This window comes from Sorangium sp. So ce1504, assembly GCF_051521635.1.
Lineage (GTDB): Bacteria > Myxococcota_A > Polyangia > Polyangiales > Polyangiaceae > Sorangium > Sorangium cellulosum_B.
In genome coordinates this window covers 6,860,986-6,885,616 of the sequence record NZ_CP150365.1, presented here as the reverse complement: position 1 = coordinate 6,885,616, position 24,631 = coordinate 6,860,986, and the positions used below count along the sequence as shown (strand labels likewise).

20 protein-coding genes are annotated in these 24,631 nt (G+C 71.0%); 8 read left to right on the top strand and 12 right to left on the bottom strand.

Annotation, left to right across the window (positions count from 1 at the left end):
- Positions 1-59: 59 nt before the first annotated feature.
- Entirely contained in the window at positions 60-1,043 is a 984-nt protein-coding gene (locus WMF39_RS25760; protein WP_437739127.1) for an aldo/keto reductase, read from the top strand.
- Positions 1,044-1,098: 55 nt separating this feature from the next.
- On the opposite strand, the gene WMF39_RS25755 is transcribed toward WMF39_RS25760, so the two are convergent.
- Both WMF39_RS25755 and WMF39_RS25750 read right to left on the bottom strand, forming a co-directional pair.
- Positions 1,099-2,055, bottom strand: a complete 957-nt coding sequence (locus WMF39_RS25755; protein WP_437739126.1) for a hypothetical protein — start codon at positions 2,053-2,055, stop codon at positions 1,099-1,101.
- A 439-nt stretch (positions 2,056-2,494) separates the two neighbouring features.
- Positions 2,495-3,289: a hypothetical protein gene (locus tag WMF39_RS25750; protein ID WP_437739125.1), complete on the bottom strand. Its 795-nt coding sequence runs from the start codon at positions 3,287-3,289 to the stop codon at positions 2,495-2,497.
- A 161-nt stretch (positions 3,290-3,450) separates the two neighbouring features.
- Here WMF39_RS25750 and WMF39_RS25745 point away from each other — a divergent pair, with 161 nt between their 5' ends.
- Complete coding sequence (locus WMF39_RS25745; RefSeq protein WP_437739124.1) at positions 3,451-3,933, top strand: hypothetical protein; 483 nt, start codon at positions 3,451-3,453, stop codon at positions 3,931-3,933.
- A gap of 479 nt (positions 3,934-4,412) precedes the next feature.
- On the opposite strand, the gene WMF39_RS25740 is transcribed toward WMF39_RS25745, so the two are convergent.
- Together WMF39_RS25740 and WMF39_RS25735 are read right to left on the bottom strand one after the other, a co-directional pair.
- Positions 4,413-4,739, bottom strand: a complete 327-nt coding sequence (locus WMF39_RS25740; protein ID WP_437707273.1) for a hypothetical protein — start codon at positions 4,737-4,739, stop codon at positions 4,413-4,415.
- Positions 4,736-5,485, bottom strand: a complete 750-nt coding sequence (locus WMF39_RS25735) for a hypothetical protein (RefSeq protein WP_437739123.1) — start codon at positions 5,483-5,485, stop codon at positions 4,736-4,738. Before WMF39_RS25735 ends, WMF39_RS25740 begins: the two co-directional genes overlap by 4 nt.
- Positions 5,486-6,123: 638 nt before the next feature.
- Here WMF39_RS25735 and WMF39_RS25730 point away from each other — a divergent pair.
- The 3 genes from WMF39_RS25730 to WMF39_RS25720 all read left to right on the top strand — a co-directional run bounded on the left by WMF39_RS25730 (position 6,124) and on the right by WMF39_RS25720 (position 12,022).
- Positions 6,124-7,050: a PAS domain S-box protein gene (locus WMF39_RS25730; protein WP_437739122.1), complete on the top strand. Its 927-nt coding sequence runs from the start codon at positions 6,124-6,126 to the stop codon at positions 7,048-7,050.
- Between the two features lie 227 nt (positions 7,051-7,277).
- Positions 7,278-8,819, top strand: coding sequence for an NCS1 family nucleobase:cation symporter-1 (locus WMF39_RS25725; protein ID WP_437739121.1), 1,542 nt, complete (start codon positions 7,278-7,280; stop codon positions 8,817-8,819).
- A gap of 422 nt (positions 8,820-9,241) precedes the next feature.
- Positions 9,242-12,022, top strand: a complete 2,781-nt coding sequence (locus WMF39_RS25720; protein ID WP_437739120.1) for a hypothetical protein — start codon at positions 9,242-9,244, stop codon at positions 12,020-12,022.
- Between the two features lie 139 nt (positions 12,023-12,161).
- Here WMF39_RS25720 and WMF39_RS25715 read toward each other — a convergent pair whose 3' ends face one another.
- The 6 genes from WMF39_RS25715 to WMF39_RS25690 all read right to left on the bottom strand — a co-directional run bounded on the left by WMF39_RS25715 (position 12,162) and on the right by WMF39_RS25690 (position 19,043).
- Positions 12,162-13,154 (bottom strand): DUF6602 domain-containing protein, encoded by a 993-nt coding sequence (locus WMF39_RS25715; RefSeq protein ID WP_437748030.1) that lies wholly within the window; start codon positions 13,152-13,154, stop codon positions 12,162-12,164.
- 7 nt (positions 13,155-13,161) lie between these two features.
- A complete protein-coding gene (locus WMF39_RS25710; protein ID WP_437739119.1) occupies positions 13,162-14,397 on the bottom strand; it encodes a vWA domain-containing protein in 1,236 nt (411 codons plus the stop codon).
- Positions 14,394-15,752 carry an AAA family ATPase gene (locus WMF39_RS25705; RefSeq protein WP_437739118.1) on the bottom strand — a complete coding sequence of 453 codons (1,359 nt, stop codon included), beginning with the start codon at positions 15,750-15,752 and terminating at the stop codon, positions 14,394-14,396. The genes WMF39_RS25710 and WMF39_RS25705 overlap by 4 nt, the downstream gene beginning before the upstream one ends.
- Positions 15,753-15,939: 187 nt before the next feature.
- Positions 15,940-16,647, bottom strand: a complete 708-nt coding sequence (locus tag WMF39_RS25700) for a hypothetical protein (protein ID WP_437739117.1) — start codon at positions 16,645-16,647, stop codon at positions 15,940-15,942.
- A 218-nt stretch (positions 16,648-16,865) separates the two neighbouring features.
- Positions 16,866-17,867, bottom strand: coding sequence for a hypothetical protein (locus WMF39_RS25695; RefSeq protein WP_437739116.1), 1,002 nt, complete (start codon positions 17,865-17,867; stop codon positions 16,866-16,868).
- Positions 17,868-17,987: 120 nt separating this feature from the next.
- Entirely contained in the window at positions 17,988-19,043 is a 1,056-nt protein-coding gene (locus WMF39_RS25690) for a hypothetical protein (protein ID WP_437739115.1), read from the bottom strand.
- 584 nt (positions 19,044-19,627) lie between these two features.
- On the opposite strand from WMF39_RS25690, the gene WMF39_RS25685 reads away from it, so the two are divergent.
- Both WMF39_RS25685 and WMF39_RS25680 read left to right on the top strand, forming a co-directional pair.
- Positions 19,628-20,215, top strand: coding sequence for a DUF3995 domain-containing protein (locus WMF39_RS25685; protein WP_437739114.1), 588 nt, complete (start codon positions 19,628-19,630; stop codon positions 20,213-20,215).
- Positions 20,216-20,220: 5 nt separating this feature from the next.
- A complete protein-coding gene (locus WMF39_RS25680; protein WP_437739113.1) occupies positions 20,221-20,814 on the top strand; it encodes a TetR/AcrR family transcriptional regulator in 594 nt (197 codons plus the stop codon).
- Between the two features lie 21 nt (positions 20,815-20,835).
- On the opposite strand, the gene WMF39_RS25675 is transcribed toward WMF39_RS25680, so the two are convergent.
- A complete protein-coding gene (locus WMF39_RS25675) occupies positions 20,836-21,549 on the bottom strand; it encodes a hypothetical protein (protein WP_437739112.1) in 714 nt (237 codons plus the stop codon).
- A 4-nt stretch (positions 21,550-21,553) separates the two neighbouring features.
- On the bottom strand, positions 21,554-22,030 hold the full coding sequence (locus WMF39_RS25670; RefSeq protein ID WP_437739111.1) for a MarR family winged helix-turn-helix transcriptional regulator: 477 nt from the start codon (positions 22,028-22,030) through the stop codon (positions 21,554-21,556).
- Positions 22,031-22,548: 518 nt separating this feature from the next.
- Between WMF39_RS25670 and WMF39_RS25665 the strand changes: the two genes are divergently transcribed.
- On the top strand, positions 22,549-24,621 hold the full coding sequence (locus tag WMF39_RS25665; RefSeq protein WP_437739110.1) for a TonB-dependent receptor plug domain-containing protein: 2,073 nt from the start codon (positions 22,549-22,551) through the stop codon (positions 24,619-24,621).
- The last annotated feature ends 10 nt before the right edge of the window (positions 24,622-24,631 follow it).

The window sequence follows — 24,631 nt, the reverse complement described above, 5'->3', positions numbered from 1 at the left end:
CCCGCTATCTCTTACGGTGGCGTCCGCCGCCGCTCTCCGCGGCGCCAAGGAGCCCAACCATGCACACACGCAAGCTCGGAACTCTCCAGGTCTCCGCCCTCGGCCTCGGCTGCATGGGCATGAGCGATTTCTACGGCGAGCGCGATGAGGCCGAGTCGATCGCGACGATCCACCACGCCGTCGAGCTCGGCGTCACGCTGCTCGACACCGCGGACATGTATGGTCCCTTCACGAACGAGGAGCTCGTCGGCCGGGCCATCGCGGGCCGGCGCGATCGCGTCGTCCTCGCGACCAAGTGCGGCGTCGTCCGCGACCCGAACGACGTCACGGTCCGCGGCATCAACGGCGCGCCGGAGTACATCCGCTCGGCGTGCGACGCGAGCCTGCGGCGCCTGCGCGTCGATGTGATCGATCTCTACCAGCTGCACCGCGTGGATCCGAAGACGCCCATCGAGGACAGCGTCGGCGCGATGGCGGACCTCGTGAAGGCCGGCAAGGTGCGCGCGATCGGCCTCTCGGAGGCGAGCTCGTCGACGCTCCGGCGCGCCCACGCCGTGCACCCGCTCGCGTCGGTGCAGACGGAGTACTCGCTCTGGACGCGCGATCCCGAGGACGACGTGCTCGCCACGTGCCGCGAGCTAGGCGTCGGCTTCCTCGCGTACAGCCCCCTCGGCCGCGGCTTCCTCACGGGGCAGATCCGGCGCTTCGAGGATCTCGCGCCGGACGACTACCGCCGCACCTCGCCGCGATTCCAGGGCGAGAACTTCCAGCGGAACCTCGACCTCGTCGCGAAGGTCGAGGGCGTCGCGCGGGAGAAGGGCGTGAAGGCGTCGCAGCTCGCGCTCGCGTGGGTGCTCGCGCAGGGGGATTTCATCGTCCCGATCCCCGGCACGAAGCGCCGCACCTACCTCGAGGAGAACGTCGCCGCGGAGGCGATCACGCTCGGCGAGGCCGATCTGCGGCGCCTCGACGCGGTGGCGCCGAAGGGCGCGGCCGTCGGCCTCCGCTATCCGGAGCGCGGCATGCAGCTCGTGAACCAGTGAGCGCCGCGGCCGGAAGAGCGCGCCTCGGCCCGCGGCCGCGAGCGCCGAGGGAGGGCTACTGGCACGCGGTGGGCACGCTGCCCCAGTGGCTCTTGGCGACGACGAACCCGTCCGGACCGGACGTCGAGTGTGAGCCGCACAGCCCATCGGCGTCGGAGATCACGGAGTCGATGCCGATCCCGTACTCCCAGTATTTGACCTCGAGGCTCGAGTCGTTGGTCGTGCCGCTTCGCGCCGGGATGGAGGGGACGAGGATGCCGCTCGACTCGAAGAACTCGAAGCCCTCGATCGAGATCGAGAGCGTCACGTTGCGCACCTGGCCGACGCAGGTCGTCCTGCACGTGGGGTAGCCGGCGGTGCTCTCCACCGTGAAGCCGGAAGGGCAGCTGGACGGATACGTGCAGTAGCCGGTGCATTTGACGGGCAGGGGCCCCGGCAGGTCCACGCACTCGTACTCTCCGCGGCCCTGGATCGTCTGGCGCCGGGTCTCGAACCCCCCTGACGTCACCGAGGTTCGGCTGCCGAGCTCTCGATACAACACGTAGTCGTTCTTGAACGACTCGTCATTCGTGCAGAGGCCGCCGTTGCAGTGGGCGACCGCGGCGAACAGCCCGGACTCCTGGCCTTCCAGGAGATAGCGCTCCCCCGCGATCTCGACCGCATGGTCTTCACCACCCAGCTCGCCGATCAAGCCCGCCTTCGCCGCGGCGATCTCGTCGGGCGAGCCGATCGACACGCCGGCCACCTTGATGGGCCGGCCGCCCTCGTCTCGTTCGACCATCACCGGCCCCATCTCGAGCTCTTCGGCCCGCCTGGCGACCCACCCGAGCGCGTCGTGCTCGCTCGCGAAGCGCAGCCCGCCGTCAGCCGAGGGCTGGGCGAGAGGGGCGGCGTCGTCCGCCTCGGTCGACGCGGCGGTGCAGCCCATCATGAACGCCGCGGCGAACAGGGGCGCGGCTCGGTACGTTCGGCGAGGATTGTTGGCGAGAAGCCTGTGAGTTCTGTCGGTCATGGCGCGATCCTTTGTGGCCTTGGGTGTCTGAGGAAATTTCAGCTCGACGCTGAGCCCGGGCGTGTCCCGGCGCGGGGCGATGTGGGTTGAAGCGATGTCGGGCACCTGGAGTTCGCCGAGCGACGTCTCCGGCGGGTGTCCTCGTTCCCCACGGCCGGCGTCCAATCACGCTCCGTGCCACGCCCGCGTCGAGGGCCCACGACCTGGCCAGGCGCTCCGGGGACACGACGCCGCGCGGCGTGAGCGCGGGAGGGCCTGCGCTGGTTTGCTCAAGTTGAGCAGGGACTCGCGCAATCGGGGCGGCGTTGCGCAGGAATGGCCAGGCGCACGGGGCACAGCGGCGGAGACATCCGCGCGGCACGAAGGCACGTTACACAGGGCGCCAGCCCGCGACTGATGATCGGGATGCGGGGCGGAGGTCCCGAGGGGCGCGCGGCGATCACACCTCTTCGGGCGCGCGGCCGGCGCGCTCCTTCGGGCGCGCGGCGAGCCGCGCCTCTTCCAGCACCCCGGGCAGCCGGAGGACGCGCAGGGGACCCTCGGACGAGACCAGACCGGCGAGCGTCGGGTCGGTCATCACCTCGTGGAGATCGCGCTCCGCTTCGTCGACCGTGCAGCGCCGCCGCACGAGGCGGACGACCTGGGAGTAGTCCACGTGATCCGGATCGTGCGCGAGCCCGAGCGGTTGCCACAAGGTGTGCTGGCCATACCTGTGGGCCGCTCCCGGGTCGAACCAGCCGTAGTTGGCGGCCCGGTCGGGGTGGTCCGCGAGGCGGTTGGTCAATACCCAGTGCTTGCCCACGTTCTCGATGAGCCCGGTCCTCCCCGCGACCTGCTCCTCGAGGCGGCGGTGGTGCTCCAGCATGCGGGAGGTGTTCGCCATCGAGGCATCCGGGGCGCCGATGCACGGCGGGATCCGCACGGTGGCCTGCTCCCACACGAGGTCGCAGAGGCGCGTCGTCAGCATCGCGCACTCGAGCAGATCCGCGATTCGCTGGGTCGTCCGGGCCGAGACGTTGACGCGGACGGAGTCCTCCGCGTCGCCGATACGGAGCGCGTCGGCGCTCACGAGGAACGTCGCGCGGCGCTCGTCGAGCTGGCTGTACACCGGGACCCACGAGATCGGCGCCAGGTGGCCGGCCTGCACCGCTTCGAGGATGGCCTCCTCGCGCGCGGCGCACGCGTGCTCTGGAAGGCCTGCGACGAAATCGGTGCCTCTCAGGACGTCTGTCATGCTCCCCCTCCCGCGAGCGCGACCGCGGCGCTCCAGGGGGAAGCGTGAACGGAAGCGGACGCGGCAGGAAGAGGTTTCGCGCTCTCGCCTGCGGCGTGCCCACGGCCGCGCGCAGCTGCGCCGCTTTGCGCTGTCCGTCCGCTCGCCCTAAGCTCCGCCCCATGTCGCCCTCGGCGAGTCGCCTCTCCCCGCGTCCATCCCGCGCTTCGCGCTTCCTCGTCGCCGCCTGCACCGCCGTCCTTACCGCACAGGCCGCCGGCTGCGGATCGAGCGCCGCCCGGGGGCCCGACGCGGGCGCCGAGATCGCGTCGATCGACGCGCGCCTGCGCGGCAGCTTCCGGCTCGTCCGGTTCGAGCCCGAGGTCCCGCTCGAGCCGATGCTCGCGTCGATGCTCGAGTTCCAGTACGCGCACCTGGTCGTCCGCTTCGACGGAAAGCGCATCCTCGCCGACTCGCCCGGCCTCCACGTGGACCGCGCCTACGAGATCCGCGATCCCGCGTGGGATCGGTTCAAGCTGGTCTCCTACGACGAGGCGGGGGTCGCCTACGAGGCGCTGTGCGAGTTCTCGGACCAGGGAGAGCTCGTCGTGCACGCGCAGACGCCGCCCTGGAAGGGCGTCGCCACGCTCCGGCGGGCGCAGTAAGTCTCTTCAGTTGAGAAAATCGAACCGGCTCCGGCAATGCGCTGAATCCACTCGCCGGATGAGAATTTGTGGCCCGTTGGCGTAATGCTCCGGCGGCCGTTCTGCGCGCGCAGCTCGGCGTTCTTGACCTTGCGTCACCGCCCCGGCGGCTCTAATCCGTCGCGCACGGCCTGACTGTCGGCTCATGGCGAGTCGACTCCACAGGGGAGACCTCGTGTCGCAACGCGGTGAAGGCGCGTCGGGTGATCCGCTCATCCGGCGCGCCCCAGGTGACGCCCAGGCGCTTCCGGTCCCGTCGCGCGGCCGGGCAGCGGTGGACGGAGCGGCGCGAGCGCTCCCGGCAGCGAGCGCCTCGCTCGCCGAGCTCGCCCAGCTCGCGTCGTCCCAGCCTGCCTGGAAGGGCCGGCGGTCGGCTCGTCCCTGGCTCGCCGACCCGTACCTCGGTGAGCCGTTCGGCGCGCCGCTTCCTGCCGTACCCGTCAACCAGGCCGACGAGCGCCCCGCGCCGGCTCGCGGGCGAGCCCGTCGACGTCGCGCCGCAGGTGCTTGATCTGCCGCGCGAGGCGGCCGACGCCCTCCTCCACCTGGATCCCGAGCTGCGCGACCTGCTGCTCCAGGCTGCGGAGGCGGTCCTCGTGCGCGGCGAGCGTCGGCGGCGTCTCCGGGCCTCCGAGCTCGTAGACCGTGGTGCGCGACACCCGCATCGTCTCCGGCTCCTTCGCGGTGGAGGGCGGCTGCGTCACCTCGCCCCCCGACCAGAGCCTCGCGGACGCGCGCGGCGAGCGCCGGCGCCCGGGCGCGGTCACGTCGCCTTGAGGAACCTGCGGGCGCCTTCCCATACCGCACCTTCCAGCTCTGATGCCATGTCCGGGCCCAGCGTCAGCGCGTGTCGCCCCGAGGCCACGAGGACGAGCTCCGTCGCGCGGAGGAGCGCGACGGACAGCCGCGCCACCGGTCCGCTCGGCGGATCGACGGACCACGCGACGGCCGTCTGGGTCAGCCGGTGCGAGCCCGCGATCGACGGCCTCGACTTGAGCCTGAGCGCCGGGAGCGGCCTGTAGGCCCCTTCATCGATCACGAAGGTCGCCGTCACATCGACGCTCGCCGCCTCGCCCCCTGGCCAGCCTGTCGCGATGCGGTGAAGCACCTTCGGCCACCCTCCGACGGCGCGGCTGGAGCCCTTGATCCGCTGCGGGATGGACCCTTCCGGCATCATCTCCCAGCGCAGCTTGAGCTGGGCGCTCGTCTCCTCCCCGGGGACCGGACGGAGATCTCCGTAGAGGTACAGGGGATCCACCTCCGCGGTTGTCCCCGTCGGGAGCGCGTAGAAGTAAGCGGAGTAGTCGACCTTCGTCCCGCTCTTCCCCGCACCCGGGATCGCCGACATGCCCGTGGCCTTGACGAACCTGCCCCACTCCCGCGGCGAGGCGCTGGCGCGGAGCACCGCCTCCAGCGAGTCGAGCGTGACGCCGCGCCCGCGCTTCCCCGACTCCGGCGCCGACCCACCTCCGGCACTGCCCTTCACCCGCGCAGCACGTGCTGACACCGGCATGTGATACACGTGGCCATTGTATCTACGGAGAAAAAATTATCACTCGGAGGAGACATTTTGTGATTTTGGTAGGTTAGTGTATGTCTTTGTGGTTTGTTTGGCGGTAAGTGCTGCCCTCAGGGAGCGACTCGCGCGCCCTCTACTTTCGCTCACGCGGCGGGGCCGGGGCCCGTGGGGGCGATGTGGCCTTCCGGTGGGGTTCTCGTCGCGTCGCCGTGGAGTCGCCACGTCCGCCGAGGCGCGCTGTCCGCCTATCAGAGCGGGTGTTCGGTTCGCCGAGAAGCGTTGCGCATCGAGTCATGACGCCCGCGGATCTGCCCGCGCGGCCCTGGGCGCCTGTCCTGCGACGAGGCGGCGGCTCGTCCGGTCCCATGGAGTGGTCGCACCCTGAAGCGTACGCTCGCACACGAGACGAACCGCGAGATGCCCGCAGACAGCGGATCTGGTGCGTCACGGTGCGTCGACGGGACAGGAGGACGTGCGCTGTCGGAGGCGCTGCGCGTGCCTTCCTTGTGCTCGAAGTTCACCCGGCGGGGTCGTCCTTTGATAAGATAGCTAGGACGGACGTAACTGTCCACACGGCGTGCCAAGGGAATCACCGGATCATGAACGACGGCGAAGCGGATGTTCTCGCTACGATGCGAGCGGAATTGGAGGTGCTCCGCTGGCGCAACGCCGAGCTCGAGCGGGAGCTCGCCGAGAAGCAGCGCGTGGAGACCGCCCTGCGGGAGAGCGAGGCGCGCTACAGGGGCATCGTCGAGGACCAGACCGAGCTCATTTGCCGCTTTCGGATGGATGGCACGCTGACCTTCGTCAACGACATCTACTGCCGGTACTTCGAGAAGACGCGGGAGGAGCTGGTCGGCCACCGCTTCATGCCGATGGTCCCCGAAGAGGACGGGCCGCACCTCGCCCGGCAGTTCGCGAAGCTCGGCCCCGAGAACCCGATCGTCCACACAGAGCACCGCGTCATCCTCCCGAACGGCGCGGTGCGCTGGATGCACTGGACCAACCGCGCACCGCTCGGCGAGGGGGGGCCGCTCGCCGAGTTCCAGGCGATCGGCGTCGACGTCACCGAGCGCCGGCACGCCGAGGACGAGGTGAGGCGCCTCAACGCCGAGCTCGAGCTGCGCGTGGCGGACAAGACGAAGCGGCTCGAGCAGATGGTCCGCGAGCTGTCGACCCCGCTCATGCCGGTGGCGGATCAGGTCATCGCGGTGCCGCTGATCGGCTTCCTCGACAGCGACCGCGCCGCGGCGACGCTCGAGACAGTGCTCAACGGGGTCGTCACGCACAGCGCCAGGACGGTGGTCCTCGACATCACCGGCGTGGGGGTCATCGACTCGCAGGTAGCCGACTCGCTCATCCGGCTGGCCAAGGCGGTGAACCTCCTCGGCTCCCAGGTGGTGCTCACCGGCATCCAGCCGCGGATCGCGCAGACGCTGGTCGCGCAGGGCGTCGGTGTGGGTGGCGTCGTGACGCTCCGGACGCTGAAAGAGGGTATCGCGTTCGCCCTGCGGCGCGGGCTCACCGCCCCTCGACCTTCGGCCCGCCAGGGCAGCTAGCTCCGAGCCCCGGAGATCCCGCCAGGGATCACCGCACCACGGAACCAGAACAACCGCGGAGCGGACGCCGAGGCTCGGCGCGCAACATCGAGGAAACAAAGGAAACAAAGCGAGTGCCGCTCGCGCTGCGCCTGCTCGTTCGGGCTCACCGGACAGCCGGCGTGCGCCGGAGGGGGCGCGCCTGCCCACTATCCAGTCTCACGTGCGATCGTGTAGCCTCATCGACGATGGCGCACACGCAAACGACTGCTCAACCCGACGTGCATTCGGCTGCTCACGGCGCGAAAGCCAGCGAGGGCTTTCAGCAGATAGGAGGGGACATCGACTCGCGCTACATCAACGAAGATATCGCGCCCGTGCGCTTGGACCAGCGCAAATGGGGGATGAAGGACATCGCTGCGCTGTGGGTCTCCATGTGCGCCTGCACCCCGACGTACATGCTCGCCTCGGGCCTGATCGCCGAGGGGATGAGCTGGGGGCAGGCCGTCCTCACGATCCTCCTCGGCAACGTCATCGTGCTCATGCCCATGATCCTCAACGCGCACGCGGGCACGAAGTACGGCATCCCGTTCCCCGTCTACTGCCGGAGCGCCTTCGGCATCCGAGGGGCGAACGTGCCCGCGGTGCTGCGCGCCCTCGTGGCCTGCGGCTGGTTCGGGATCGGGACGTGGCTCGGCGGGTGGGCCATCTACAAGATCGTGGCGGTCTTCGTCCCGTCGATAGAGCAGATGCCGCCGACGCCGCTGGGCATCAACGTCGCGCAGCTCGTCTGCTTCCTGCTCTTCTGGGGCGTCAACATCTGGATCATTCGCATGGGCATCGAGTCGATCCGGATCCTGCTGAATATCAAGGCGCCTCTCCTGATCGGCCTCGGCCTGGCGCTGCTCCTCTGGGCCTATAGCCGCGCCGGCGGGTTCGGCCCGATGCTCGAGAAGCCCTCGTCCTTCGGGGTGGGGCAGCCCAAGGAGGGCCAGTTCTGGGTCTTCTTCTTCCCGGCGCTCACGGCGATGGTCGGCTTCTGGGCCACCCTGGCCCTCAACATCCCGGACTTCACTCGCTACGCGCACTCGCAGCGCGATCAGGTCATCGGGCAGGCGATCGGCCTGCCGCCCACGATGGCGTTCTTCTCGTTCATCGGCGTCGCCGTCACCTCCGCCACGGTCGTCATCTACGGCGAGACGCTCTGGGATCCGGTCGTCGTCATCACCCGCTTCGAGAACCCGGTCGTCTTGATCATCTCGCTCGCGGCCCTCTGCATCGCCAACCTGGCGACCAACATCGCCGCGAACGTCGTGAGCCCGGCCAACGATTTCTCGAACCTCTGGCCGTCGCGGATCTCCTTCCGCACCGGCGGCCTCATCACCGGGATCATCGGGATCCTGATGCAGCCGTGGCGGCTCGTCAGCGACCCGACGGGGTATATCTTCACCTGGCTCGTCGGCTACTCCGCGCTGCTCGGGCCCCTCGGCGCGATCCTGATCGCGGAGTACTACGTCGTCCGCAGGACCAACCTCGATCTCACCCAGCTCTACAAGCGGGAAGGGATCTACTGGTACGCGGGCGGGTGGAACCCCGTCGCGATCGTCGCCCTCGTCCTCGGCGTCTTGCCCAACTTGCCTGGCTTCTTCGGCACCATCAAGGTCGCGACGGTCTCCAAGGCATGGATGGATCTCTACAGCTACGCCTGGTTCACGGGCTTCGCCATCTCGTTCGTCGTCTACGTCGCCCTCTCGCTGATTCGCCGCCCGGCCAAGCTCGCCGCGGCCTGACCCTCATCGCCTCGCGCCGAGGCGCGCGACCCCACCGCCCATCCAACTCGGCATCAGCGCCGTCGGCCGCGAACGCCGCATCTCCCCCGCGGCGCGCGCCCCCGAGACGCCCTCTGCCTCGGGAGCGCCGCCGGCGCCTCGCCGGCGCGCGCCGCCCCGACGGGTCGCTCTTTTTTTGTAGGCGAGCATTCATCTCGTGATCAACGACGAGACTCGCCGATGGCAACAACGTTGTTGTGGGTCGGGGCCCCACCGTGGGAGACCTGTGGTGTGTTGTGGAGCGCTCCCGCCGCCGAGGCGCTCCGCGCTTTAAAAGTGTCTTGCCAAACAACGTGTGTTGATTCCATTCGTCTGTCTCTTGCTCCGTGGGCGCCTTTCGATGGATCATGAAATGTCGCTCTTCTCCCGCCTTCGAGGTGCCCATGAACAAGATCGTCCTCTGGTCGCTCCCGGCTCTCGCCCTGGCCGCATGCGCTGATAACGGCACGCCTGTCGACGAAACCCCGACCGTCGCGGGCGCCCCGATCACGGTCGCCGCCGCCCGGCCCTACTCCCTCTTCGAGAGCGGCCAGGTCCGCCCTCTCGCCCTCTCGCCCGACGGCTCGATGCTCTTCGCCGTCAACACGCCTGACAACCGGCTCGAGATCTTCAAGGTCCGGAGCGGCACGCTCGAGCACCGCGGCTCCGTCTCCGTGGGACTGGAGCCGGTGGCTGTGGCGGCCCGCAGCGACGACGAGGTCTGGGTCGTCAACCACCTCTCCGACAGTGTGAGCGTGGTCGACGTCTCGAGGCCAGCGAGGCCTCGCATCGTGCGCACCCTCCTCGTCGGCGACGAGCCTCGCGACATCGTCTTTGCCGGCGCCGGCAAGAGCCGCGCCTTCATCACCACGGCGCACCGCGGCCAGAACAGCCCTGTCGATCCGGCGCTCACCACGCCGGGCGTGGGCCGCGCCGACGTCTGGGTCTTCTCGGCGGCGGGCTCGAGCCCCGCGCCGCTCAACATCATCACCCTCTTCAGCGACACGCCGCGCGCGCTCGCCGCCACGCCCGACGGCTCACGCGTCTATGCGGCGGCCTTCCACTCCGGAAACCGCACCACGGTGATCGAGACCAACGTGGTCAACCTGGGCCTCGGCCTGCCCCCGCCGACCACCAACGCCGCCGGGGTCGCGCAGCCCTCGGCGCCCCTCATCGTCAAATTCGACGGGACGCACTGGGTGGACGAGCTGAATCGATCCTGGGACGACAAGGTGAACCTCTCGTTGCCCGACAAGGACGTCTTCGTCATCGACGCCCTGGCCAACCCGCCCGCGCCCGTCGAGGGGCCCGGGGGCGTGTTCCGCGGAGTCGGCACGGTCCTCTACAACATGGCCGTCAACCCGGTGAGCGGGCGCGTCTACGTGGCCAACACGGAGGCGTTCAACGAGAATCGCTTCGAGGGCCCCGGCGTCTTCGCCGGCCACACCGTGCGCGGCCGCTTCAACCACAACAACATCACGGTGATCGATCCCGCGACGGGCGGCGTCGCCCCGCGGCACCTGAACAAACACATCGATTACAACGCGTGCTGCGCGCCGGTCCCGAACGCCGAGAACCGCAAGAGCCTCGCGCTGCCCACGGGCATGGCCGTCTCCAGCAACGGAAAGAAGCTCTACGTCGCCGCGCTCGGCTCGGACAAGATCGGCGTCTTCAACACCGCCGCGCTCGAGGCCGACACCTTCGTGCCGAGGCTCGCGCGCCAGATCCCGGTCTCCGGCGGCGGGCCGACCGGCGTGGTGCTGGACGAGGCGCGAGGGCAGCTCTACGCCCTCACGCGCTTCGACAACTCCATCTCGATCATCGACGTCGGCGCCAGGGCCGAGATCGCGCACGTGCCCATGTACAGCCCCGAGCCGGAGAGCGTGGTCCGCGGCCGCCGCTTCCTCTACGACGCGTCGTTCACGTCGAGCCACGGCGACTCGGCGTGCGCGAGCTGCCATGTCTTCGGCGATCTCGACAGCCTGGCGTGGGACCTCGGCGACCCCGACGCGGTGAACACGCCGATGCCAGGCCCGTTCGTGCTCGATCCGGCGATCTTCGGCGCGCCCCGCGAGTTCGCCGCGCTCAAGGGGCCGATGACGACGCAGAGCCTGCGCGGGATGGCCAACCACGGGCCGATGCACTGGCGCGGAGACCGCACCGGCGGGAACGACGCGCCGAGCGCGCAGCCGGACAGCGGCACCTTCGACGAGGAGGCCGCGTTCAAGAAGTTCAGCGTCGCCTTCGTCGGCCTGCTCGGGCGGGACGCGCCCATCCCCGCGGCGGACATGCAGGCGTTCACCGACTTCACCATGCAGATGATGTATCCGCCCAACCCCATCCGTCAGCTGGACAACTCGCTCACGGCCGATCAGGCGGCGGGCAAGGCCTTCTTCACCCTGCCGCCCAGCGAGGGCGGCGCGTGCGCCTCGTGCCACGTGCTCGATCCCACGGCCAACGCCGAGCACGGGGTCGCGTTTCCCGGCTTCTTCGGGACCGACGGGCGCTACACGTTCGATTTCATCTTCCAGAGCTTCAAGGTCGCCCAGCTCCGCAACGTCTATCAGAAGGTGGGTATGTTCGGCATGGTGCAGAACCCCCGGTTCAACAACCGGAACTTCGAGTTCCAGGGCGATCAGATCCGCGGGTTCGGCTTTGGCCACGACGGGACGATGGATACGATCTTCCGCTTCCACGATCAGAACGGCTTCAACGAGGCGCCGGGGATCGCCGGCTTCCCGCCGGGCGCGGCGGGCGACGTGCTGCGCGGGCAGGTGACCGACTTCCTGCACGCCTTCGACAGCAACCTGGCGCCCATCGTGGGCCAGCAAGCGACGCTCGCCGGCACGGGGGACACGGCCGCCGAGCTGCGGGTGGATCTCCTGATCGCGCGCGCCGACGCGGGGGAGTGCGATCTGGTGGCGAAGGTCCGCATGCACGGGGAGGAGGCGGGCTTCCTCTATCAACAGGGCGCTGGCACATTCCTGCGGGACAGGGCGGCGAGCGCGGCGATCAGCGCGGCGGCGCTGCGCGCGATCGCGGCGTCGGGCAAGGCGCTGACCTTCACCTGCGCGCCGCCGGGCTCGGGGGTGCGGATGGCGCTCGACCGCGACGGCGATGGGGCGCTCGACGGCGACGAGGCGGACGCGTTGACCGACCCGGCCGATCCGGCGAGCGTGCCCTGAGCCTGGGGCCGCGGCGCGCCGCCTCGCGCGCGGTCATCTTCCCCCGATGACCGCGCCGCTCACCGCGTGTCGAGGAGGGCAGGGGGCCCGCCCCGCGCCAGCCGGCGCTCGCCGCCCCGACGCCGGAGAGCCAGCCAGATCAGGTGATGGTGAGTCGGACGCTCCCTGCCTCATCCTCTGCTCGCTGGAGCTGATGGGCGAGCATGCGCCTCCAGGGGATCTCCCCGAGGAGGATGTCGTCGATCGCCCAGGTGAGGTGCTCCATGGCGGCTCCCAGGGCCTTCATCCCGTTCGTGAAGATGAGCTCCGTGTCGGGCGTGGTGAACGGCCGCGGCTCCAGGGCCCCCGCGGCGGCGATCGCGGGCGTCATCAGGACCGGGCCCGCGGCGATCACGTCGGGCAGGTGCTCGACGCGGGTGCCGGCCCGCCGGGCGCCGGCCACGCGTCGCTTCACCGCCTCCGCCGGGTTTCCCTCCAGGGCCTTGTCGACGCGGAGGTTCAGCGCCCAGATGGCCGCGTACCAGGGGTTGCGGATCGCCGGAAAGCCCCTGTCCCGCTGGATGGCCCCGTCCTCCAGCGAGATCCTCGGCGCGATCATCTTCAGCGGCACGGGGGCGCGCGTCAGCCGCTTCACCGCCGCTACCTGGCGACACGCCTTCACGACGGACTGCCCCTGGCTCTTCGCGGGCACCTTCGCCTGCGCATACAGCGTGTGCTTGACCTCGATGTACGCCAGGACGGCCTCGGCTGGCACGCGCTCCCGGATCGCGAGGTCGCCGCCCAGCCCGCGCAGCGTCGGGAAGCGCGCGGCGTCGTAGATGATGATGTCCTCGCCCTGCTTGTCCCCCGTGACATCCACCACCCAGCCGCGACAGACGCCGGCGCGCTCGGGGAGGAACTTCCGGAGCGCATGGCACATCGCGATCTCCAGCTCGGGACCGAGCTCGAGGGTCGCGAGGGCGCGGAGCTTCCGGAACTCGTCTTCCAGGTGCTCGACGATCTCCTCGGACCAGCCGTCGTAGAACCCGCCGCGCGGCGGGGCCTCCGCGAGGCCGCCCGGCGCGGCCCCGCCGCCGCGCTTCGACGCGGCGATCCCTGGCCGCGTGGTCGTCTTCGCGCGCTTGCCTGCCATCTTCACGTCACCCCCGCCGAGGCTTCCTCGCAAGCCACGCCCGGTCTCCCCACGGGCACGTGAAATCCAGTGGCTTCGTCAGGATCCAGAGCACCGGCAGCGGCGGCGGCGCCGGGGGCGTGGGCCCCGCGCCGTCCGTGAAATAGATCACGCCGGAGACCTTCCGCGCCGCCAGGAACTCCGGGGCGAACACCGGCCGCAGATCGGTCCCGCCGCGGCCGCCGACCTCGTCGAGCCGCCCGTCGAACGCGTACACGCGACCGATCTCCACGTCGCACTCGACCACGGTGATGCGCGCCGACTCGCTCATCACCTGCAGCTGCCGGGCGATCTCCGAGAGCTCCTCGCGCCGCATGCTCATCGACGTGTCGATCGCGACGAGCACCGACGGCTTCGTGATCGCGCGGGGCGCGTACGTCCTGCCCGGGACCTCGCCGACGCGGCCCGGGAAGCGCCGGTTCGGCCGCGCGTACGTGTGCACCGGCGCGCGCTCCCTCGCCACGAACATCCTGAGCGCTGTCTTCCAGTCGAGCGGGTGCGCGGGCGGGCCCAGCGCGTCCGTCAGCTCCTCGATGAGCCGCCCCGGCGTCTTGCCCGCGAGCAGCAGGCCGGGCACGTCCGCCGGATCGCCGTCGTTCGCGAGCGCGTCCGCCTCCTCGGCGGCGCGCAGCAGGAGCTGCCGCGTCTGCTCCACCGCGCCCGGCTCCCGCGAGGGGCGCCGGAGCACGCGGTGATCGTCGACGGCCTCGCCGCCGCGCTGCGGGAGCTTGCCCTCCCGCGCCGCGCTCACGAGCAGCTCGTAGCGCTCGAGCGTGCTCTGGCCGCCGCGCAGGCCGATCGGGGCGTAGGGCTGCCAGCGGATCGGATCGGGCAGCGGCTCCTCGATGTACTCGTTGGCCGACATCTCCAGGGCGAGGTCCATGAGCTCCGGCTCGTCGGCGCCCGCGAACTTGGGGTGGCACAGGTGCCCGAGCGCGACGTGGTGCACCTCGTGGAGGAGCACGCCCCGCAGGAACACGGGCTCGTCCATGAACGACTCCACGTTGACGTGGAGGAAGAAGCGGCCATCGAACAGCGAGACGGCCATGCGCTTGACCGAGGGATCCGCGACCGGCGCGAGCCGCGCGAGGATCGCCGCGTAGCAGGGGTACCGCTCCAGGAAGCCGGGATCGCGCACGAAGGCGTCGAGCCACGCGGCGAGCGCGTCCTCGGGCACCTCGCCGCGCCCCGCGGTCTCGCTCATTGCGGCCGGACCGGCGTGACGCCGTGCTTCTTCAGCGCCGCCGCGAGCCGGAGGGCCCAGCGCTCCGGCAGCTGCGCGAGCAGCTGGCCCAGGCACACGCGCGCGACGTTGCTCCGCCGCACGTCGACGAGCTTCGCCTGCTGCGCGAGGTGCGCCGACAGCGCTGTCACGACGAGCCCCACGCGGTGCTGCCGCAGCGGATCGGCGCGCCACGCCAGCACCTTCTGCTCGGCGGCGCTGCCCGCGTAGTTCTGGAGCAGCTCCTCGGGGCGGACGTCGATGAGCTGCGTGGCCGTCGCGTTGCCGCCGAGCGCGTCCTGGAGCCGCTCGCGGTGGTCGCCCGGCAGGTCGGCGAGCAGCGCCTCGAACGCCCCCAGCGACAGCTTGCGCTGCGCCGCGAGCACGCCGACCTCCGGCCCCTCGAGCAGCGGCGCGAGCCGCGTCGTCACCTCGTCGAACCGGTCGGTCTCTCCGCGCTCGCGCGCCGCGCGCAGCACCTTGCCCGCCGGCGAGCTCGGCCCGTAATCGGCGAGCAGCGCGCGCAGATCGAACGGCAGCCGCGTCGACCAGGTGTCCTTCGACGCGAGCAGGAGCTCGACCCAGCTCGGGGGCAGGTACCCGCCCAGGGCGTCGCGCAGGAGCACGCCGTCCGCGAGCTCCTCGGGGCGGAGCGCGCTCAGCACGTGCGACGCATAGGTCCACGTGCGCGGGGGCACGTCGTCCAGGACGCGCTCGTGCCCCTGCGCGAGGGCGATCACGCCCGGGTGGAGCCCGTTCACCTGCGCCCAGGCGAGCCAGGACGCGCGGTCCGCGCGGACGTTCAGGTGGAGGAACCGCGCGCGGAGCGCGCGATCGAGGGGGGTCACCTGGTAATCGGCCGACTCGGGGTTGACGGCGGCGAAGCACACCCAGCCCGCGGGCAGCTCGTACTCGTGCAGCCGCCGGGCGCTGAGCAGCTGGAGCGCCGGCTGCTGGATGTACCGCTCCGCCCGGTTGAGCTCTTCGAGCATCAGGATGCCGGCGCCGTCCTGGGGCAGCACCGACGGCGCCGCGTAGGTGGTCCGGCCGTCCCGGATGACCGGCAGGCCGACGAGGTCGGGCGGCTCGAGCAGGCTCAGATCGAGCACGACGGTGGCGATGCCGAGCCGCTCGGCGAGCTGCCGGACGAGCTCGCTCTTGCCGATCCCCGTGGGCCCCTCGAGCAGCACCGCGCGGCGCGCGCGGTAGGCGAGCTCGAGCACGGCCTCGAGGCGCGGCCCGAGCGGGATGGGCGCGGAGCGTCCCTCGAGGAGGTTCGGTGAAGTCGCCGGGGTCGGCCTGCCCGGCGCGTTGCCATCGGATCTGGGCTTCGTCACGGAGGAGAGGGGGTGCCGCGCGAGGGCGCGAAGAAAGGACCGCCGGGGCCCAGGAGGCTCGGCCCTTCCGTACCCGACGGGCTTCCGGCGCGCTTCGTCTTTCTTGCCGGGTCGCCCCGAGCTCTAGCAGCCGCTGCGCGACCTGTCATTCACCACCGCCCACGCGACGGGGCGGGCCGCGGCGCGCTCAGGCGCCAAGGAGCAGCCCGAGGGCGGCTGCGAGCGCGGCGTCGCTCCACGAGGACAGCCCGCGGGGCAGGAGCACGGTCGCGTGATGAGGCTGGCCTTCGCAGCGCCGCGATCCCTCGTAGGTGCGCCCCGTCCGCGTGAGCTTGTAGCTGCAGCGCCCGATCGTGCCCGTGAGCTGCCGCTCGTCCAGCCGGTAGTCGGAGAGGGCGCCAGCCAGGAGGCCCTGCGCGCGGAGCCCTGCCTCCGCCCGGGTCACCGAGAGCTCCAGCGGCATGGCGCCGACGATGCCGGCCGCGCGCTGGCCCGTCGCGGTGACGTTCACGGTCCGGTTGAACGCCACGCCCCGGACTGTCTGCCCGTCGCGCCCTCTGTCGGCGGCGTACACGCCGAGGTTCACGTCCGGGCCGACGACGCGCCCCGGTTCGAAGTCGGCGCTGACGAGCTCGCCCCGGGCGGTCAGCAGGATGAACTCGTTCGGCCCCGCGGCGCGGAAGATGTCCTCGCGCGCAGGGGATTCGGCGCCCGGCGCCGTCCCGCACGCTGCGGTGAGCGACAGCGCGAGTAGCCAGTGAGCGCGCCCGGGGAGAAGGTTCATCCGCATCGCAACACCTCGCCGCCCGATCGGGTGTGCCCGATCGGCCATGCGCAACGTGATGCCGGTGATGCCGGACCGGTAGACGCCTGTACCGCCGGGAGCGCGCTTCACGGATCCGTTCCTGATGCCATCGGCGACGCCCCAGGCGAATCCGTCCCGAGGGCTCCTCCCACTCCGCCCCCCTCAGCTACATGCCAAGCCGAGCGGCGGTCTCCCGCACAGGAGACGGGCCCAGATCGGCGTTTTCGGCGCGCAAGCGCACTCCGGTGCGCTGAGCACCGAAAACGCCGAGGTGGGCCCGTATCCGAAGCGGGCGACCGTCGCTCGCTCTAGCGGGGGAGAACGAGGGGGGCGCAGGTCGAGACGCCTGCGCCGACGATGCGGAAGCCGATGTCCGTCATGTAGTCCGTGTCGATCGAGCCGTCCGACGGTCGATAGCGGCTCACGTTGGTGGTGCGCGACGGGGACCCGAGCTCGCTCGGGGCGGTGTAGAAATAGAAGTCGCCACCCCAGAACGAGAACGCCCAGGCGCTGGGGGTCTCGATGCCCGGCAGGTCCGTGGTCTCGATGATCTCGCCGGTCTCCTTGTCGATCTCGGCGAGCTGAACCGGGGTGGTCGTGAAGAAGCCGAAGAGGCGTCCATCCCCGGTGCCGGTGAGCTCCGCCGAGATGTCGCGCATCGAGCCGCTGAACTCGCCGACCGGCGTCACGGACGCGCCGTCGATCCTCCCCAGCCCGATGCCCGGCGTGCCCGTGGCGCCCGCCACGAACAGCTCCTCGGTGTCCGGGCGCGAGAGGTCGCTCGAGAAGCCCATGCCGAGCCGGGACCACCCGTCGGAGAGCGTGGCCCCGGAGGGCTCGCAGCTCGCGTCCTCGGTGCTGACCTTGAACAACGTCCCCTCGCTGTCGTCGGGCTCCACGTAGTTGACCCACGCCACCGCGTTGCGATCGATCGCCATCGAGTTCGGATCCATGCCGGTCCGGCACCCCAGGACACCAATCTTCGTGAACTCCTTACGATCGGGCCTGAAGCTGTAGAGCTCGTTGTCCTGTGAGAGCACATACACGAGGGATGCTCGCTCGATGCACCCGTTGTCAGGGGCCCCACTCCCGTTGCCCTCATTCCCGACGCCTCCGCTGTTCCCGCCGATATCGGTGCCGGAGCCAAACGGGTCGTCCTGGCCGCCCGCGCCGCTCCCTTCACCGCTCTCTTCGCCGCTCTCTCCGGCGCCCGAGGACGGGTCGGTCTCCGTCGCGGACGTGCCGCGGTTGGACGCGCTGCAACCGGCCGCGGCGAGCGCGATCCAGAAGCACCATCGTGCGATTCGCATATCCGCTCTCCCTTTCGCGTGATTCGCTCTTATAGCCGCGAAGCGCGCTCACGGGTACACGAAGTCGCACCCTCGCTCAATGGGGCGTCCAGGTCGAACAGCCCTTGGCGGGCGGGGTCATCAGTAGATAGGGATGACCTCGTCTGACTGGCAGCAATAGTAGGCCAGGCTCTCCGGTGTCACCTGGCCCATGGCGACTCCTCCGGTCGGGGCGCACCTGCCTGGGTCGTCCCTGATCCATCGCGCCTCCATGCTCTCGAGCCGCAGATCCGGCCCCGCGACGCACTTCGGCCCGGCCATCGTCACCGTCTCTGCGCCGAGGAGCTCGCGACAGCTGCCGTCCTCGTAGACCGAGACGAGCGCGGTGCACGTGGCGTCCTCGAGCTCCTCGCACACGCAAGGCGTGCAGCTGCGCGTGTCGTCGAAGCCCTCGGCGATCGCCAGCAGATCGGGATACGGCTCAGGGCACTCCGGCGTGTGCTGGAGGAGATAGCGGATGCACATCGTGAAGCCCCCGGACCGCTGCCTGGGGGCCGCGACACACATCATCGAGGGATTTCTGCACTTGTTCTCGTCGGCCGCGCCGGTGCACGCGCGCACCCGGGTGCTCGCGGGGGCGGCCAGCTCGGGCGGCGCTCCTCCGGGATCGTGCGTCGGGGCGCAGACGCTCACGGTCGGCGCCGGGATGAGGAGCGAGCCGAGCTCGCCCGAGGTCGCCGCGGCCGGCGCCGTACACGCGCCGCTCCACCCCTCGGGGGCGGCGAACGACGTGGACGCCGTCCCGTCGCACGTGGCCGAGGCGCTCCCCAGAAGGCCTGAAGGCAGCTCGCAGGAGGGCTTCGTGCAAACGCACGTCGGACACCTGTGCTCGCCGCCGAATCCGCTGTAACCGTCGAACAGGAGATCCGGCGCCTCCACCGGGCACTCCGGTGGGGACGTCCCGCCGGTCGCGTCGCCCCTCCAGAGCAGGATGGGAGCGTCGAACCCGAGGGACGGCGGCGGCACGCACGCGCCGTCGCACACGGGGCACGGATCATTGCACTCGTGAGCATCCAGGCTGAAGCACGGCTCGTCGCACGAATAGATCTGGACAGCGCCGCCTTCCCAGCAGCCCGCGAAGCTGCCGGCGCCGGCGAGCGCGAGCGCGATGCCGAATGGGTCCTTCCTTCTCCTCATCGTGATGGTCCTTCTCTCGCGTGTCGCGTTTCGGCTCTTCGGCAGGGGCGCCGCGACGATCGCTCGGCGCTGCCCCAAGCCTCTCTCTTCCCGCTCCTTCACGCCGGCGAGGCGACCCGACCGGGGGCGCGCGGCGCCCTTGTCACTTCGGAGCCAAGGAGAGCTCGCACTTCTATTTCATACTTGGGCAGGCGAGGACAAGGAAGCCGAATCTGCCGTGAAGGCGCGATGACTCGAGTGTATATCGAGTGTATTTCGATAGGCCCCGAGAAGATCTCAGCATTTGTTGGTCGTGCGCTTTTCGTGAGAATCTCACCGCGGAGGGTGGAAGGCAGGTGGCGCTGCCGCGCTGCCGGCGGGAATCGGGCCGCGCCGGTCGTGGCGGGCGGCGCGCGCAGGGAGGTGCGGGCAGCGCGCGCGGCGGCGGGCGAGAGCAACCTGAGCAGCCGAGGGCCTCGCGCGGCTCCGGAGCGTCCGTGGCGGAGCGACACAGCGACGTTCCCTGCGCCGTGCGTTCAGTGAGGAGCTGACGCTTGTCCAGATCCATACCATACCGTATGGTATTGTTTGAAGGTGAGGCCACGATGGATCCACTTCTCTCGAGCGCGGCGGTCGTCGTCCCGCTCATCGTGCTGGTCGCCGGCGTGTCCCGGCTCGGAGCGCCGCGCGGCGTGTCGCCATGGAAGCTGCTTGGCCTGCTCGCGATCCTGTGCGCGGCCGGGGCGCCGGGCGCGGGGGTCCCACGGCGGGACGTGCTTGCCCTGGCATCGAGCGGCGCCCTCGGGGTGCTCGCGGCGATTCACGTCTACTGGGGCCTGGGAGGCGCGTGGCCCGGGGATGCCCGGCACGAGAAGGTGGAGATGGTGGTCGGCTTGCCCAAGGGGAGTCCCTTTCCTTCCCTCGGCGCATGTCTCGTCGTGGCGTGTCTCCTCGCGTCGTCTGCCGCGCTGGTGGTGGCCCAGCGGTACGGCGGCGGCGGTTCGCCGACGCTGCTCCGGCTCGGCGCGTGGGCCGTCGCGCTGGTGCTCGGGGCGCGGGGCGTCGGCGGTTACCTCGAGGCTCGCCTTCGGCCCGACACGCGCGCGCTGCCGTATCACCGGCTGAACCGCCTCGTGTACTCGCCGCTCTCGCTCACCCTCGCCGCCGCTGTTGCGGGCGCCACGCTCGACTGACCCGCATGGCGCGCACCTCGAGGAACGACTGGCTCGACCAGGGGCTCGACGCGCTCCGCGACGGCGGCGAGGGCGCGCTGACGATCGACGGGCTCTGCGCGAGGCTCGGGCGAACGAAGGGCTCGTTCTATCATCACTTCGAGGACATCGCGGCGTTCCTCGCGGCGCTCCTCGCTCGCTGGGAGGAGCGGCAGACGTCGGCGCCGATCCACCACGCCGAGGCGGGCGGGAGCCCCGAGCAGAAGCGGCAGCGGCTCTCCGCGGTCGTGCGCTCGCTCGACGGCCGCCTCGAGCTCGCCGTGCGGGCGTGGGCGCTCCGAGACGAGCGCGCCGCGGCCGTGCTCCGGCGGGTCGACGCACGCCGCGTCGAGTACCTCGCGTCCCTGTACGCCTCCGAGGGGCGCGCGCGCGGCGCCGCCTTGCTGCTCGCGCGGCTGGAGTACGCGGCCTTCGTCGGCGCGCAGATGCTCTTCTCCGACCTCTCGGTCGAGGGCGCGCGCTCGCTCGGGCTCGCGCTCGATCGCGCGCTCGATCTCCTGGCCAAGGACGAGCGTGTCGCGCGTCCGCCGGGCGCGACACGGAGGCGGCGAGCGACCTGAGGCCTGGCGGCGCGGGCGCGCCTATCGCTGCGACCGCTCGAACGCGTCCACTGCGTCGAGCTGGGGCCGGAGCAGCGCGCGCTCCTCGTCGGAGAGCGGCGCCTCGCCGATCTCGTCGCGCAGGGCGCGGGCGCGCGCCTGTTCGCCCAGGGCGACAGCGAGCTCCAGCCGGGCGGCGAGGGCGCGGGCGCGCTCGAGCGGGTCGTCCGGCCCTTTCCGGGCGAGCGCCACGTCGAGGACCTTGGCGGCCGCGGCGTCGTCGTTCCTGAAGTCGCGCAGCCGCGCCGCCGCGCGCAGGGCCTTGCCCAGCCTCGAGTCCGAGCGCGACCCGGCGGCCCCCTCGTCGTAGTCGTCCGGCGCGTCCCGCCGGATGAAGATCACCGAGTTGCCCGCGACGTCGACCACCGTGAAGCGGCTCTGCCCCTTCTTCATGCGCGAGATCCTGGGCAGGCCGGAGATCGGCAGCTTGCCGTACGCCCGCCGCAGCCCCTCCGCGAACGTCTCGTGGAGCCGCTCGACCTCGGGGACGATCACCAGGCACGTGCTGTACGCTTGCCTGGGATCCAGCCCCTTGAGGCCCACGAAGTGCAGGTGGACCTCCCCGCGGCGCGTCGCAGCATACACGTTCGGCGCTGTCTGCTGGTGGGTGACCTCGAAGCCCAGGGCGCCGTAGAACGCCAGGGTCTCGGGCAGCGACACGCACGGGAGCACGGGAATCGTCATCGCTTCGCTCATGGGATCACGCCTTTCGAGCGGGTCGCGCAGGCGACGCCGCGTCCTCTTCGAGCACACGTCGGGCCTGTCGCAGCGCATCGAGGGTCGCGTGCAGGCTCGACAGATCGAGCCGCTTGCCGATCCGATCTGCCCACGCGGCGTGGCGCGCCTCTACCTGCTGCAGGGCCTCGCGCCCTGCCGCCGTCATCGCGATGAGCTTGGCCGTGCGGTGGTGAGGGTTCTCCACATACTCGACGAACCCCTCGCGCTCGAGGGCGTCGGCTATCTGCTGCACGCCCTGGCGGGTCAGCCCCATCGTCCGAGCGACGTTCGAGACCGGCGCCGGGCCGTGGTCCACGACGCCGAGCACCTGCCAGCGCGCGCTCGTGAGCCCCGCCGGCCTGGCCAGGGCGTCCCCGGCCTCGAGCGCCAGACCATTCAAGCGGAACACCTCGATCACCAGCTCGCTGAGCGCGGTCGCCTCCGCGGTGAGCCTCGTCATTGGAAGCAACTTGTCATATTGACAGTTATTTGTCAAAATAATCGTTTTGCCAACGTCCTCGGCCTGGCTTGCATCTCAAGGAGCTCGGCGCGGTAGGGAGGCCCGGCGGGACGTCCAAGGCGCGGATCCCATGCCAGGTTTGAAGTCTGAGATCTCAGAATTGAAAGGTGTCGGGGGTGTCCTTAAGGGTAACCCCAGGAACAGAGAAGGGGATAGCCTTGGCCCGTGTCCTGCTAAGTACGGACGTCAGAGCGCCCGTGACGGCTTCCCCCCCCCGCCGTCGAATGGGCGCTCTGTTTTTTGTCTCGCCGGATCGGGCGAGGGGACGCGAGGGGACGCGCCGCCCATCGATGTGGCTGACGGGCGCCCTGCGAGCGCGGGGATGCGCGTCCAGGGCGCGTGGGTGGCCGAGCGTGGATTGGACTCCCTGGCTTCCGCCGAGCCGATGGATTTGCTAACTCCGGGGCGCCACGGGGGAGGTTCTCCCGGCTGCCCGGCGGCGCATTGACGACATCCGCGTGAGATCCCCAGGCGCACTCTTCTCCCTCGCGCTCGCGGCCGCCGCCACCTTGCATGCGGGCGAGGCGCGCCCTCAGGCTGCAGGCCGCCCGGCCGGTGAGTCGGCAGGAACCGAGGCGGCGCAGGCGCCCGGCGTGGCCCCGGCCGAGCCGCCGGCTCCCGTGGTCACCGACGGACAGGCCGTCGCGCCCGCCGGGATCGAGGTCACCGTCGAGGGCAACCGGGCTCCGCCAGGCTCCGTCTCGCTCACGCGGCGCGACGTCCGCGAGCTGCCCGGCGCGCTCGGCGACCCCTACCGCGCCATCGAGATCCAGCCCGGCGTGACCTCCATCGCGAGCGGCATGCCGTACTACTACATCCGCGGCGCGCCGCCGGGGAACATCGGCTACTTCTTCAACGGCATCCAGGTCCCGCTCCTCTTTCACGTGGGCGCCGGCCCCAGCGTCATCCCGGCCGCGATGGTCCAGCGCGTCGAGATGCACCTCGGCCCCTATCCCTCGGACATCGGGCGGCTCGCGGGCGCGGCGATCGAGGCCGAGAGCGCGCCGCCGTCCGACGTCTGGCGCGGGGAGGGGAGCCTCCGGTTCGTCGACCTCGGCGGCGTCGTGGAGGGGCCGATGGACAGCGACACCCACGTCCTCGTGGGAGGGCGCTACGCCGCCGGCGCGGCGCTCACCTCGGCGCTCGTCCCGAGCGTCGACGTGGGCTACGCCGACTACCAGGGCCGGATGACGCACCGGCTCGGGCCGGAGGAGCGCTTCACCGTCTTCGCCTTCGGCGCGTACGACTACCTCGCCAGCATCGGCGAGGAGGACGGCGCCGAGGCGACTGACGTCCTCCTCGACAGCGACTTCCACCGCCTGGACATGCGCTACGACCGCGACGACGCCGCCTCGGGCGCGCGCGTCAGGTCGGCGCTCACCCTCGGGCTCGACCGGTCGCGCGGGGTCGGCGTGGAGAGCGCCGAGGCCTGGAAGCTCAACGCGAGGGTGAGCCTCGCCCGGCCCATCCTCGCGGGGCGCGCGCTCGTGCGGGTGGGCGTCGACGCCGCGGTCGACCGCTACGTGGTGACGCCGCGCCCCAGCGCTTCGGACGGCGAGCCCGGAGGCGGCGCGTCCACCGAGGAGGACACGCCCGCCGAGGGGACGGCCCAGCTCGACGAGAGCTTCCCCGAGCTCTTCCGCAGCCGGCTCGACCTCGCGCTGGGCGCGTGGGCCGACGCGCTGCTCGTGCTCGACGAGCGGTCGACGCTCACGCCCGGCGTGCGCGTGGACCACTACACCTCGCTCGGCAAGAGCGCGCTCGCCGTCGACCCGAGGATCGTCGGCCGCTTCGGCGTCGGCGACCACGTGCGGCTCATCCCGGCGTTCGGCCTCGCCTCGCAGCTGCCCGGCCTCGCCCCGCTGCCGGCGCTGCAGATCGGCGGCATCCCGGGGGGGCTGCAGCGCAGCCTGCAGTCGAGCTTCGGCGTCGAGGTCGACGCGGGCCCGGTCAACTTCAGCGCCACGGTGTTTCGACAGGCGACCTTCGGCCTGAGCGATCCGATCGGGACGGGCCGCGGCACGACCCTCAGCACGGAGCGCTTCCTCACGCGGAGCCTCGGCGACACGTACGGTCTCGAGCTCGGGGCGCGCGGGGCGCTCCGCCGCGACATGTTCTTCCTGGCGTCGTACACGCTGTCGCGCTCCACGCGCACGCGGGGCAGGTCGATGATCCCCTCCGCCTACGACCGGACGCACGTGGCGCACCTCGCGCTGCTCTACGACCTCGGCGCGGGCTGGCGCGCCGGGATCCGCCACGTCTTCTACACCGGCTTTCCCGCCGACGAGGCCGCCCCGGGCCGCCTCCCGCGCGAGCACCCGGACCGCATCGCGCCGTTCTACCGGCTCGACATGCGGCTGTCGAAGCGCTGGGCGCTGGGCGCGCGGAGGTACCTCGGCCTCGTGCTCGACGTGCAGAACGCGACGCTTGCGAAGGAGGTGTTCGACGTGAGCTGCGATGACAGCGGGTGCACGCCGCGGAAGATCGGGCCTATCACGATGCCGGGGCTCGCGATCGAGGGCGGTTTCTGAGGGGAATCTG